The organism is Bradyrhizobium barranii subsp. apii, assembly GCF_011516635.5.
Taxonomy (GTDB): Bacteria; Pseudomonadota; Alphaproteobacteria; order Rhizobiales; family Xanthobacteraceae; genus Bradyrhizobium; species Bradyrhizobium barranii.
Genome location: NZ_CP096255.1, coordinates 5,309,977 through 5,322,328 on the forward strand (window position 1 = coordinate 5,309,977; position 12,352 = coordinate 5,322,328).

The 12,352-nt window shown below is 64.1% G+C and carries 13 protein-coding genes; 4 read left to right on the forward strand and 9 right to left on the reverse strand.

Annotation, left to right across the window (positions count from 1 at the left end; genetic code table 11):
* Positions 1-125: 125 nt before the first annotated feature.
* The gene (gene queC, locus HAP41_RS25240) at positions 126-842 is read right to left on the reverse strand and encodes a 7-cyano-7-deazaguanine synthase QueC (RefSeq protein WP_166096550.1); all 717 of its coding nucleotides are present in this window, start codon (positions 840-842) and stop codon (positions 126-128) included.
* A 137-nt stretch (positions 843-979) separates the two neighbouring features.
* Between queC and mazG the strand changes: the two genes are divergently transcribed.
* Positions 980-1,834 carry a nucleoside triphosphate pyrophosphohydrolase gene (mazG, locus tag HAP41_RS25245; protein ID WP_166096549.1) on the forward strand — a complete coding sequence of 285 codons (855 nt, stop codon included), beginning with the start codon at positions 980-982 and terminating at the stop codon, positions 1,832-1,834.
* Positions 1,835-2,112: 278 nt separating this feature from the next.
* Positions 2,113-2,865: a YukJ family protein gene (locus tag HAP41_RS25250; protein WP_248577114.1), complete on the forward strand. Its 753-nt coding sequence runs from the start codon at positions 2,113-2,115 to the stop codon at positions 2,863-2,865.
* 3 nt (positions 2,866-2,868) lie between these two features.
* Here HAP41_RS25250 and HAP41_RS25255 read toward each other — a convergent pair whose 3' ends face one another.
* The 4 genes from HAP41_RS25255 to tnpA are packed head-to-tail and all read right to left on the reverse strand — an operon-like array spanning position 2,869 to position 5,854.
* A complete protein-coding gene (locus HAP41_RS25255; RefSeq protein WP_166055583.1) occupies positions 2,869-3,471 on the reverse strand; it encodes a plasmid pRiA4b ORF-3 family protein in 603 nt (200 codons plus the stop codon).
* Positions 3,468-5,033, reverse strand: a complete 1,566-nt coding sequence (gene tnpC / locus HAP41_RS25260) for an IS66 family transposase (RefSeq protein WP_166055670.1) — start codon at positions 5,031-5,033, stop codon at positions 3,468-3,470. Before tnpC ends, HAP41_RS25255 begins: the two co-directional genes overlap by 4 nt.
* A gap of 51 nt (positions 5,034-5,084) precedes the next feature.
* The gene (gene tnpB / locus HAP41_RS25265) at positions 5,085-5,438 is read right to left on the reverse strand and encodes an IS66 family insertion sequence element accessory protein TnpB (protein ID WP_166065968.1); all 354 of its coding nucleotides are present in this window, start codon (positions 5,436-5,438) and stop codon (positions 5,085-5,087) included.
* On the reverse strand, positions 5,432-5,854 hold the full coding sequence (gene tnpA, locus HAP41_RS25270) for an IS66-like element accessory protein TnpA (protein WP_166055731.1): 423 nt from the start codon (positions 5,852-5,854) through the stop codon (positions 5,432-5,434). The genes tnpB and tnpA overlap by 7 nt, the downstream gene beginning before the upstream one ends.
* Positions 5,855-5,889: 35 nt before the next feature.
* Here tnpA and HAP41_RS25275 point away from each other — a divergent pair, with 35 nt between their 5' ends.
* On the forward strand, positions 5,890-6,168 hold the full coding sequence (locus HAP41_RS25275; RefSeq protein WP_175618081.1) for a hypothetical protein: 279 nt from the start codon (positions 5,890-5,892) through the stop codon (positions 6,166-6,168).
* 78 nt (positions 6,169-6,246) lie between these two features.
* Here HAP41_RS25275 and hflX read toward each other — a convergent pair whose 3' ends face one another.
* The 4 genes from hflX to HAP41_RS25295 all read right to left on the reverse strand — a co-directional run bounded on the left by hflX (position 6,247) and on the right by HAP41_RS25295 (position 11,910).
* The gene (gene hflX, locus HAP41_RS25280) at positions 6,247-7,626 is read right to left on the reverse strand and encodes a GTPase HflX (protein ID WP_166096548.1); all 1,380 of its coding nucleotides are present in this window, start codon (positions 7,624-7,626) and stop codon (positions 6,247-6,249) included.
* Positions 7,627-7,637: 11 nt separating this feature from the next.
* Positions 7,638-7,886, reverse strand: coding sequence for an RNA chaperone Hfq (gene hfq / locus HAP41_RS25285; protein ID WP_007591126.1), 249 nt, complete (start codon positions 7,884-7,886; stop codon positions 7,638-7,640).
* 248 nt (positions 7,887-8,134) lie between these two features.
* Positions 8,135-9,505 (reverse strand): nitrogen assimilation response regulator NtrX, encoded by a 1,371-nt coding sequence (ntrX, locus tag HAP41_RS25290; RefSeq protein WP_071914044.1) that lies wholly within the window; start codon positions 9,503-9,505, stop codon positions 8,135-8,137.
* Positions 9,506-9,522: 17 nt separating this feature from the next.
* Entirely contained in the window at positions 9,523-11,910 is a 2,388-nt protein-coding gene (locus HAP41_RS25295) for a sensor histidine kinase (protein WP_166096547.1), read from the reverse strand.
* Between the two features lie 45 nt (positions 11,911-11,955).
* On the opposite strand from HAP41_RS25295, the gene HAP41_RS25300 reads away from it, so the two are divergent.
* On the forward strand, positions 11,956-12,240 hold the full coding sequence (locus tag HAP41_RS25300) for a histidine kinase (RefSeq protein WP_166096546.1): 285 nt from the start codon (positions 11,956-11,958) through the stop codon (positions 12,238-12,240).
* Positions 12,241-12,352 lie beyond the last annotated feature (112 nt).

Here is a 12,352-nt window from a genome sequence, read left to right on the forward strand (position 1 = left end):
TCTCTCCTCCGTCGTCGCCCGGCTTGACCGGGCGACCCAGTACGCCGCGGCTTCTCGGCTCAAGCACCTTCTCTGGAATACTGGATCGCCCGCTTTCGCGGGCGATGACGGCGGAGATTGGAGCGCTATTTGCGCCCCGCCGCAAACGCCCGCCATCCCTTCGCCCGCAAACTGCACGCCGGGCACTCGCCGCACCCGAAACCCCACTCATGCTGCGCGCCGCGCTCGCCGAGATAGCAGGTGTGCGAATGCTCGCGGATGAGATCGACCAGTCCTGCGCCGCCGAGGTCATGGGCTAGCTTCCACGTCGCCGCCTTGTCTATCCACATCAGCGGCGTATGCAGCTCGAATGGCCTGGCCATGCCGAGCGAGAGCGCGGCCTGCATGGCGCGGATGGTGTCGTCGCGGCAATCGGGATAGCCGGAATAATCGGTTTCGCACATGCCGCCGACGATGTGGGTGATACCGCGCCGGTAGGCGAGCGCCGCGGCGAAGGTCAGGAACACCAGATTGCGGCCGGGCACGAACGTGTTCGGCAGGCCGTCGGCGCCCATCGCGATGGCGACGTCGCGCGTCAGCGCCGTCTCGGACACGGCCGCCAGCGTTGGGATCGACAGCGTGTGGCTCTCGCCGAGCCTTGCGGCCCAGTCTGCGCGCAGACCCTTGATGCCGTCGAACAGCCGGTCGCGGCAGGCGAGCTCGATGGCATGGCGCTGGCCATACTCGAAACCCAGTGTCTCCACGCGTGCAAAGCGGCTGAGCGCCCAGGCGAGGCAGGTGGTGGAATCCTGGCCGCCGGAAAAGAGCACCAGGGCGGTTTGTGATGAAAATGCGTCACTCATGGCCCGCGCTTTAGCACTGCGGGCGCGGCTCGCCAATCTGCCGCCAATCGGTGGAAATCGGCCTGTTCCGCCGCGCCGCGCTGGGAACGGCGGGCCGCTTTTGGCATAAGGCTTTGGAGCCAGGAGACTGCCCCGCAATGACCCCTTCCCGCGACATTTCCCGTCTGATCGAGATCATGGCGGCGCTGCGCACGCCGGTGACCGGCTGCCCCTGGGACCTCGAGCAGAATTTCGCGACGATCGCGCCCTACACGATCGAGGAGGCCTATGAGGTGGTCGAGGCCATCAGCCGCGGCGATCTCGACGATCTGCGCGAGGAGCTCGGTGACCTCCTGCTCCAGGTCGTGTTTCACGCCCAGATGGCTTCAGAACAGAATGCCTTTGCCTTCGGCGACGTCGTGGAGGCCATCACCCGCAAGATGATCCGGCGCCACCCTCATGTCTTCGCCGACAAGGACGGCAACCTCGCCTCCTCCCACGTCAAGGAGGTCTGGGACCGCATCAAGGCCGAGGAGAAAGCCGAACGTGCGGCTCGCCGGCCGCCGGAGGAAACGCCGACGCACAAGTCGTTACTCTCGGGCGTCAAGGCCGGTCAGCCCGCGCTGACGCGCGCGATGGAGCTCCAGCGCAAGGCCTCCACCGTCGGCTTCGACTGGAACGACCCGCGCGCGGTGCTGGCGAAAATCCGCGAAGAAGCCGACGAGATCGAGGCGGCGCTCGACCGCAACGACAGCGAGGGGCTGGCGGAGGAAACCGGCGATCTGATGTTCGCACTCGTCAATCTCGCCCGCCACGTCGACGCCGATCCGGAAGCCGCGCTACGCGCGACGAATGCAAAGTTCGAGCGGCGCTTCGCCTTCATCGAGCGCGCGCTTGAGGCGCAGGGGCGGACGCTCGAGCAGTCGTCGCTGGCGGAGATGGACGCGCTGTGGAACGCGGCGAAGAGTGAGGGGAAACCGGTATCAGAGACTCGCTCGCAGGCCCGCCGCTAGCGTTGTGGCCTGCTCCATCGGTGTACCCGCAAGGATCGAAGCGGTCGCGAAGGAGATATAGGTCAGCATCTTTTCCCGAATGCAGCGAGGCGGTCATGGCGGATCGCAGTCAAGCCATGAAACCGTCACGACAAGCAGTCTAAAGTTGAGCAACGGAGCCCGCGCAGCCGAAATCCCACCTCAGGTGAGTGCGATGCCATTAAAGCACTATTCGGTCCTCAAGGGACGCCCGATCGCGTTTCGGCACCGGCCAGTCGCCGCACTATCAAGTCCATGTCGTGGCCGACAACGCGGATTTCCGCATCGCCGTCAATGTGCAGTCAGCCGACGGAAGCGAAGTCGAGTTCCTGGTGCGATCGCACTTTGTCCATCCGATCACCGACCATCTCGCGGCGTTGCCGGAGGGCCTGCACCCGCAGCCGCCGAAGCCGGCCAGCATCGCGCTGGACTTCATTCGCGGCAATCTGATGCAGCCCCAGGAGATGATCCCGCTGCCGCTGTCCGTGCCCGGACCGGACAATGACCTCAACGAGAAGCTCGACCAGTTCGTCCAGCGCGCGCTCTCGAACGAAAGCGCGATGATCTACGCATTCGGTGAGACATGGGGGCCGGAAACCAAAGCGGACAATTATTTCGGCTTCCGGCCGGGTCGCGGCATTCACGACATCCATATGAATCAGGGAAATCCAATCGGGCGATTCTCGGGCGACAACGGGCCATGGCAAGACGGCGGGCTGGTGTTCGAATTCCCGGATCAGAAGCTATGGACGGCGGTCTTCCTCAAATTTCAGACGCAGGCCTGGCACACCGACGACAAGACCGGTGACCCCATCGATCTCGGCGCGCCGACACAGCCGCCAGATCCGACCGCTCCTCCGACCGGGCAAATGCCTGACGGACTCGTGCGCATCATCGCAGCACTCGTCAATGCCTTGAAAACGCCTGAGCGGGAAGTCGTCACGCTGCTCAATACGGCCGATCGCGACATCGATCGTAAGCGTAGCTCTGCGGCCCTTTTGAATGGCGCTTGACGCCTATTTTGTTCGCGTGGCGCGTCGCCGCGGCTTCCTTGTGTCGGACAACGCGTTGACGGCGGCTTCGAGTGCCTTCCGGTCGACGACGTTGGGATCGAACCGCTCCGGGCCCCAGAGGCGCATGTGTCCGTGCTCGGGATGGGCGGGGTCGCTGATGGCGGCGAGGTATTCGGCATAGCCTGGCGCACCGCCGACGTCTTCCGGAGGACAACGACCGGCGGCCTCGAGCAGGAAGGGAAGCCCCTCCGTCGTGGTGTTCTCGAACCATTTTTCGAGCTTGATCACATGGTCCCAGCTGTCGCCGAAGTCATAGAGATAGTGGATCGTCTTGGCGCCGGTCTCGCGAACGATATCGCACAGCCGCGCTTTGCGGGCATCCATGGGCTGGTGACCGTAATCATTGTCGGGGTCGGGAATCCCCCAATGTGCCTCACCAGCAAAGAACTCGAAGAGGTGACTGTTCGTCCAGCCGAATGCCTCCTGAAGCGTCAGATGCAGCCGATCAAGGCGCAGGGTGACGGGTACGACAAGGCGACGCATCACCTCCGGCTTCACATCCTTGAGGGTCACCTTGATCCGGACCGCGGTCGTGTTCAGGCTCATGCCGCCAGCCTCGGATCGCGTGTATGCATCGTATAGGTCGACGCCCAGGGAAGCAGTTCGTCCAGTCGCGCTGCAGGCCAACCATTGACGAGCTTGGCGAGAACGTCAGCGAGCCAGTGCTCGGCACTGACGCCATTGAGCTTACAGGTCTCAATGAGCGAAGCCAGCAATGCCCAATTCCCGGCGCCTTCGTCGCAACCGGCAAAAAGAGAGTTCTTGGCGTTGAGCTTGATCGGTCGCATCGCACGCTCGACAGCATTCGTGTCCATTTCGATGCGCCCATCATCAAGATAGAGCGTCAGGCCGTCCCAATGACGTAGTGCATAGCGCAAAGCCTTCGCCGTGTCGCTCTTCTGCGCAAGGTGATCGAGCTTGGCCTCAAACCACTGCTTCAAGGCTGCAACCAGAGGCCGGGTATGCGCTTGTCGGCCAGCACGGCGCTCGTCCGCAGATCGGCCGCGGAGGGCCTTCTCGACCGCGTAAAGCTGGGCGATGCGCTCAAGAGCCTCGCGGGCAACCGGAGCTGGCGCAGGCGCAGCCTCCCGCTCGATCTTCACAAACTGGCGCCGCAGATGCGACCAGCAGAAGGCGAGCGTCCCGGACAGGGCGTCCGCACGCGTCTCTCGGGTCATGGTCTTGTAAGCCTGATAGCCGTCGCAGTGGATGATGCCGCGATAGCCCTCCAGCAGCCGCAAGCCATGAACGGCGCCGCGGCCCGGTGCATAGGCATAGACTACCCCAGGCGGATCAGGTCCGGCCCAAGGCCTGTCATCGCGTGACAGCGCCCAGAAGTAGCCGGTTTTTGTTCTGCCGCGCCCCGGATCCAGCACCGGCGCCGGGGTCTCATCGACACAGAGCTTCGAGGAGGCGAGCAGAAGCTGGCGCAGACGATGCCACACGGGCTTCAATTCCTGGGCGGCATAGCCGACCCAGAAGGCGAGCGTGGAACGATCCAGCGCTATTCCGTGCGTCGCCAGCATCTGCGCCTGGCGGTAAAGCGGCAAATGCCAGTGATACTTGGCATCGATCACATGCGCGACCAGCCGCTCGGTGGGCAATCCTCCCCTGATCAATCGCTCGGGAGCCGCGTGCTGCAGGACGACGCCATGACAGGCGCGGCAGGCCAGCTTGGGACGGCGGGTGATGATGACGCGATACTGCGCCGGAACGACGTCGAGCCTCTGGCTCTCATCCTGACCAATCTCGAAGAGGTTGCCCTTACAAGACGGGCAGCAGCTCTCGGCCGGCATCATAGTCTCGATGACGCGCGGCAAATGCTCCGGCAGCTGACCACGGTTGGCTCTGCGCGCGGCAGCTCTCTTCTCGCCTGTTTTGGGATTGGCACGATTCTCGGCGGCTTCGAGAGCCGCAACGGCCTGATCGATATCCTCCAGAACAAGCTGCAGCTGATCAGCGTCCAGCTTTTCCGAGGACCGACCGAACTGCGCATCTTTCGCAAGCTTGAGCAACCGCTCGAGCCGGGCGCAGCGATCCAGCAGAGCCGCGGCAAAGGCACGCAACTCGGCTGGATCGCTCGGTAGCTCATCAGGCAAATCACTCATTGGCCCGAGCTTGCCATGCTTCGCGTCACGATGCAGCGATGATTTGCATTTTTACGCAAGCGCTTTCGGCTGCGGGATCCGAGGCGCGTGCATGCGCGTCCAATCCATGCCGGCCAGCAGTGCTGACAGCTGGGCCCCATTCATCCGCATCACACCGGCCACGATGGGTGGCCATTTGAAGCCGCTGCCATCGAGCCGCTTCCAGTACATCACAAGGCCGCTGCCATCCCAGACGACGATCTTCACCCGATCGGCGCGCTTCGCACGGAACACCACCGCCACGCCCTTCATCGGGTCATGGCCCAGCGTATCCTTCGCCAGCAGCGCCAAGCCCTCTGCACCCTTCCTGAAGTCCACAGGTTGCGTCGCCACGTAGATCATGAGGCTCGCCGGCATCGTCAGCATGAACGTGTCCGTCGCAGCGCAATGAACACATCGCTCAACGCAGCAAGGCCAGGCGCCCCGCGCACCTCCACGCGCGCGCCCTGGAACTCAACCGTAACAATGGCTGCTTCCGGCGAACCGGAGGGCTCTGCGGCCGCAGGCAACGCTAATTCCGACACCACCGGCACGAACGACAGCGTGTCCGCCGACGCCGGCAATACCAACTGGCCCAAACGCGCCCGGCGCCGCCAATCATGCACCTGCTGGGGCCGGCAGCCATGGCGACGAGCGACGTCTGTTACAACCGCCCCCGGTTCGAGGCTTTCCGCCGCAATCTGCGCCTTCAAATCATCCGGCCAGCGCTTTCGACCTGCGCCAGCGAACACTTCAATACGCGGTGACAACGGTCGTCTTATGTCGTCAGAATGGTCGTCCATTGTGAGCACCCTTCCAGAAGATGACTCTTCTAACGGTGCTCTCAAGACTCCGCACAAACAATCAGACGGGCCTCGGCGCTACGCTTACCATCGATCTCACCGGCTGGATGCTGGCCGACAAGCAGAAGAACAAGATGGCCCTGTCAGGGAAGATCGCGGCCGGCGGCACGCTCGCAATCGTCGTGCAGAAGCCGATGGAGTTGTCGAACCAGGGCGGCATCATTTCGCTGCTGGACGAGCGCGGGATCAAGATCCACGGCGTCGCCTATACCAAGGCGCAGGCGAAGAATCCGGGCCTGACCATTCCATTCTAGCGTTACGCGTCTCAACCCAGAAACGCGGATATGGTCGATATCGCACGCAGGCCGGTCGGGCGCACCGCGCCCTTCGGATCACGCCACGCGCGGCACGGCATCGAACCGGTTCACCACGATATCCCGCTTGGTCTCGTCGACCCGCACCGTCATGTCGAAGCGGCCGTCGTGCAGCTCTTTCGCCAGCACCTCGGAATTCCTGTGCAGCCAGCTGATCCCGGCACCGTCGGCGGCGTCGATGGAGAGATCGAGCGTGGTGCGCTTTGCGGCGAGCCGTTCCTCGATCGCGGCGAGCAGCGCGTCGATCCCCTCGCCTGACACGGCCGACACCAGCATCGCCGGGTGATCCTCCGGCCGGCGCGCGGCGATGTTCAAGAGCTCTTCGCGCTTGTCAGGCTCGTAACGGTCGATCTTGTTCCAGACCTCGATGATGCGGCCGGAATCGTCGGGGTTGATGCCGAGCTGGCGCAGCACCGCGTCGACGTCACTCTGCTGGGCCTCGGCATCCTCGTGCGAGATGTCGCGCACATGCAGGATGACGTCGGCCTCCAGCACCTCTTCCAGCGTAGCGCGGAAGGCCGCGACGAGCTGGGTCGGCAGGTTGGAGATGAAGCCGACGGTGTCGGACAGCATTGCCTTGCCGCCATGCGGCAAAGTGAGCGCGCGCAGGGTCGGATCGAGTGTTGCAAACAACATGTCGGCGGCCTGGACGTCTGCGCGCGTCAGGCGGTTGAACAGCGTCGACTTGCCGGCATTGGTGTAGCCGACCAGCGCGACGACGCGATACGGCACACGCTGACGGCCGGCGCGATGCAGCCGCCGCGTCGCCTGCACCTTCTTCAGCTCGCCCTCGAGTTTCGAGATGCGCTCCTGGATCAGGCGGCGATCGGCTTCGATCTGCGTCTCGCCGGGACCGCCCATGAAGCCGAAGCCGCCACGCTGGCGTTCCAGATGGGTCCAGGAGCGAACGAGGCGCGAGCGCTGGTAGTTGAGATGCGCAAGCTCGACCTGGAGCGAGCCTTCCTTGGTCTTGGCGCGGCGGCCGAAGATTTCCAGGATGAGCCCGGTGCGGTCGAGCACCTTGGCGTGCAATTCCTTCTCGAGATTGCGCTGCTGGATCGGCGCCAGCGCGCAATCCATCACCACGAGCTCGACGTCGAGGCTCTTGGCCAGCGCGGCGATCTCCTCGACCTTGCCCTTGCCGATATAGGTCGCGGGGCGGATCTGGCTGATCGGCGCGATGATGGCGTCGGCAATGACGAGGTCGATCGCCCGCGCGAGGCCGGCGGCCTCATCAAGCCGGGCCTCCGCGTCACGCTGAACATGGCTTTCCGATTGCGTGTCGGTACCGCCCGCGCGCACACGCAAGTAGGGGCCGATGACAAGCACCCGCCCCGTCTGCTTCGCCCCTGCCGACCGCGGACGGTCGGCCTCCCCGTCGAAATTCCGGGGTTCCAATCAGATCACTCTCAAGCCGGCTGATCCTCGCCGCCTTCGAACAACTGGATCGGAGCGCCCGGCATGATGGTCGAGATCGCATGCTTGTAGACAAGCTGCGAGTGACCGTCGCGCCGAAGCAGCAAACAGAAATTGTCGAACCAGGTCACGATGCCCTGGAGCTTCACTCCGTTGACCAGAAAGATCGTCAGTGGCGTCTTGGTTTTGCGAACGTGATTGAGGAAGGTGTCCTGTAGGTTTTGTGCGCGGTCTGCCGCCATTGTTTTTTTCTCGCTTTGAGTTTCTTTTTATTGCGCCGGTTGCGGCCCTCTTTGTGACATTCGGGGCCTCTTCCGGTTGCTATTCCTCATGAGATCCCCCTCGGAGGAACAGCGGTTCGATTAGAGGACAGGACGGGTTATTAGGCAAGCCGCTTCACGCGGCAGGCCACGCCCAAATGCCCCGAAAAACTACGGAAATCGATGATTTTCCTCGCTAATCCCTGAGGTGCGGCCGCGACGTCGCGGTGTCAGCCGACACCGAGCGCCTTCAGCTTCCGGTGCAACGCCGAACGTTCCATGCCAACAAACTCAGCTGTGCGAGAAATATTTCCTGAAAAACGGCTGATCTGTGCAATCAAATAGTCGCGCTCGAACACTTCGCGCGCTTCGCGCAGCGGCAGCCCCATGATGTGCTCGCCATTGTTGCTGGTCGGCATCGCCGGCACCATCGAGCCGACGTCCTGCGGCAGCATGTCGGCGGTGATGATCACCTCCGGTCCGCCCGCGGCCAGAATCATGACTCTCTCAACGTTGTTGCGGAGCTGGCGCACGTTGCCCGGCCACACATGCGATTGCAGCACCGCCATCGCGTCCTGCCCGATCTGCCGCTTGGGCAGGCCGCTGCCGGCCGAGATCTGCTCCATGAAATAGTCGATCAATTCCGGAATGTCCTCGCGCCGCTCCGAGAGCGCGGGCACGCGGATCGGCACCACCGAGAGCCGATGATAGAGGTCTTCGCGGAAATGACCGGCAGCGATCTCCTCTTCGAGATTTCGCGCCGTGGAGGAGATGATGCGGACGTCGACCTGCACCTTGCCGGTGCCGCCGACGCGCTGGAACGACTGCTCGACCAGCACGCGCAAAATCTTGTTCTGGGTCTCGCGCGGCATGTCCGCGATCTCGTCGATGAACAGCGTGCCGCCATGGGCTTCCTCGAGCGCACCGGGCTTGCGCGCCTGCTCGCCGTTAGATTGCTCGACACCGAACATCTCGTGCTCCATGCGCTCCGGCGTGATCGCGGCGGCATTGATCACGACGAACGGACCATCGGCGCGGCCCGAGGCCGTATGCAGCGTGCGCGCGGTCAGCTCCTTGCCCGCGCCGGCCGGGCCGACGATCAGGATGCGGCTGTTGGCCTTGGCCGCGCGATCGATGGTCTGGCGCAGCTGGTTCATGCTCGGCGAGCGGCCGACGAGCGAGCTTGCGCTCGGCGCGAGCTGCTTCAGCTCCTTGACCTCGCGCTTGAGTCGCGAGTTCTCCAGCGCTCTGTTCGCGACCAGGATCAGCCGGTCGGCCTTGAACGGCTTCTCGATGAAGTCGTAGGCGCCGCGCTTGATCGCGGCGACCGCGGTCTCGATATTGCCGTGGCCGGAGATCATCACGACCGGCAGATCGGCATTGTCCTTCTTGACCTGCTCCAGCAGCTGCAAGCCGTCGAGCTTGGAGCCCTGGAGCCAGATGTCGAGAAACACCAGGTGCGGCCTGCGATTGGCGATCTCGGCGAGCGCCGTATCGCTGTCGCGAGCGGTCCGGGTCACGAAGCCCTCGTCTTCGAGAATGCCCGCGACGAGATCGCGAATATCGGCCTCATCATCGACAATCAGAATTTCACTTGCCATGGTTCGCGCCTGTCTTGTCAGATGCCTGTTGAGGCTTCGATCTTCGTTGAATCATTGGTCATTTCAGCCGGCTCTTTGGTTTCGGCGGCCGGCGGTTTTGTTTCGGGCGGCTTGGCGATGTCCGTGACCGCGTTTGCGGCCAACGATGCCTGCACGGCCCCCTCGCTCTTCGCGGGGGCACCGGAGATCGCAAAACGCATCCGCATCCACGCGCCGCGCTGGCCCTCGCGGAAATCGGAAGCGTCCTTCAGCTCGATACGCCCGCCATGGTCTTCGAGCACGCGGCCGACGATCGCCAGGCCAAGGCCGGTGCCCTTGGCCCGCGTCGTCACATAAGGCTCGAGGAGGCGCGAGCGCGCGACCTTGGGCAGGCCGATGCCGTTGTCGATGACGTCGATCAGCACGTCCTCGCCCTCGCGCGAGACCACGACGTCGATGCGGCCCTTGCCGTAATCCTTGCCGAGCTCCTCCGGCGGCACCTGCTCGACCGCCTCGGTGGCGTTCTTGACGATGTTGGTGACCGCCTGCGAGATCAGCCGCCGGTCGAACTGCGCGCGCAGCGGATCTTCCTTGAATTCGGCCTCGATATCGATCTCGGGATGGGCGACCTTCATCAGGAACACCGCCTGCCGCACGGTGTCGGCGACGTCCTCGCCCTCCATCACCGGCTTCGGCATCCGTGCGAAACGCGAGAACTCGTCGACCATGCGGCGGATATCGTCGACCTGGCGCACGATGGTATCGGTGCACTGCTCGAAGATCTGCTTGTCCTTGGTCTCGGTGATGTCCTTGCCGAACTTGCGGCGGATGCGCTCGGCCGAGAGCTGGATCGGCGTCAGCGGATTCTTGATCTCATGCGCGATGCGGCGCGCGACGTCGCCCCAGGCCGAGGTGCGCTGCGCCGAGACCAGCTCGGTGATGTCGTCGAGCGTGATGATGTAGCTGTCGTGCGGCTGGCTGGTCTTCTCGGCGCTGACGCGGACCGACAGGTTGCGCTCGGTGCCGTCGCGCGTGATCGTGATCTGGCCCTGCACCAGGCGCTGGGTCCCTTCCCGCGCCGTCTTCATCATCTCCTCGAGCTCGGGCAGCACGTCGGAGAGCGGATGGCCGAGCGTCTCCGCTTCGGAGTGCCCGATCAGCTTCTCGGCAGAGCGGTTGAGGATGCCGACGCTGCCCGAATTGTCGACGCCGATGATGCCGGCGCTCGCCGAAGACAGCACGGCCTCGATGAAGCGGCGGCGGCTGTCGATGAGATCGCTGGCGTTGACGAGTTCGTCACGCTGGCTGCGCAATTCCTGTGTCATCTTGTTGAAGGTCTCACCCAGCTGGGCGAGGTCACCTTCCGACTGATGCACGGGCACCTTCACATGGAGGTCGCCGGTCGAGACCGTGTGGGCGGCGTTCATCAGCCGCCGGATCGGGGCCACCAGCGAGTTGGCGAAGTTGAGGCCGATCAGCACCGAGGCCATCAGGATGGTCAGCGCGATCACCGCGAACATCAGCGCGAAGGCGACCTGGATGCCGAGCCGGCGCGACTCGATCTGAGCGTATTCGGCGACGCTGACCTCGGTCTGCTTGAGCTGGTTGACGACGTTCGGATCGAGCGGTCGCGCGACATAAAGGAAGGTGTCGCTGAAGGCGCGCAGGCGGATCACCGCGGCGACGAAGCTCGCATCCGGGAGCACCGCGATCTCGGGCTCGGATTCGTTGACGTTGCTGAGGAAGTCCGGCGCCGGCGGCGAATAGGCTAGCCGCATGCCGGTGTCCGCCGATTCCAGGATATTGGTGTTCTTGTCGATGATCATCGCGCCCGGCAGGTTGCGGGAGCCGGCGCTGGCGGTCAGCAGCTCGCGGAACGAGCGGCGGTCCTGGTCGTAGAGCGGCCGGGCGTGCGCGATGTCATTGGCCATGCCGAGAATGTCGCCGCGGATCAGCTGCGCGTGGTCTTGCATGTAGGCCCGCGCGATCGTCAGCGAATTCTGGATCACCTCCTTGGTCGGGCCGGAGAACAGCCGGTCGAGGCCGCGCTCGATGGTGACGTTGGCGACGACGGCGACCAGCACCGCCGGCAGCACCGCGACGATCGAGAACAGGCTGACGATCTGGACATGGAGGCGTGCCGCCGCCCGGCCCCGCCGACGCGCCAGGATCAGCTGCCAGAGCTCGCGGACGATGATGCCGACCAGCAGCAGGATCGTGGCCGCATTGATCAGATAGAACGAGCGGACCACCTCCGGCGTCGGCTCGATCCGCGTGAGACCGGTCAGGACCAGGAAGGTCAGGAGGGCCGACAGCAACGCCATCGCCACGGCAAGGGGTGCCAGCCAGCGTCGCACCGACCAACGCCGGGGCTCTTCCGCTGGGGCCGTGTCGAAGTGTGCGGCCGAGGTGTCTGCGCTGGTCATTCCGGCAATGGTGCTGAAAACGGGGTCCGCGGCGGGCGGATACTGATGTATTCGTACCACATTGTTGCCGAATTGCGACAATTCCGCGGCGCCCTCGCCGCGACGGACCGGCGCATCCACAGGCCGCTGTTCTGGCAAACCTCGCTTGCGGGAACGGATTCCCGCCCCTACGGCTTGACCGCCATGGACAGGTTCTTTCTCGCGATGATGGTGTCGGCCGTGCTGCTGCTGATCGTAGCCGCCGACCTCCTGGTCAATGGTCTCGGGGTGCAGCAGCCGCTGGCGAACGTCGCCAGCGCCCAGTCGGTCTCGGCGCGGCTGATCAGATGAGCGCGACGCAGCGCTCGGCGGTTGAATAACAATTCATACGTTCCAGCGGAACGTTTCGGCCTGATTCGGACTTTTGCTCACCGCGTTAGCCACAACGGCCAGCGCGATCCGG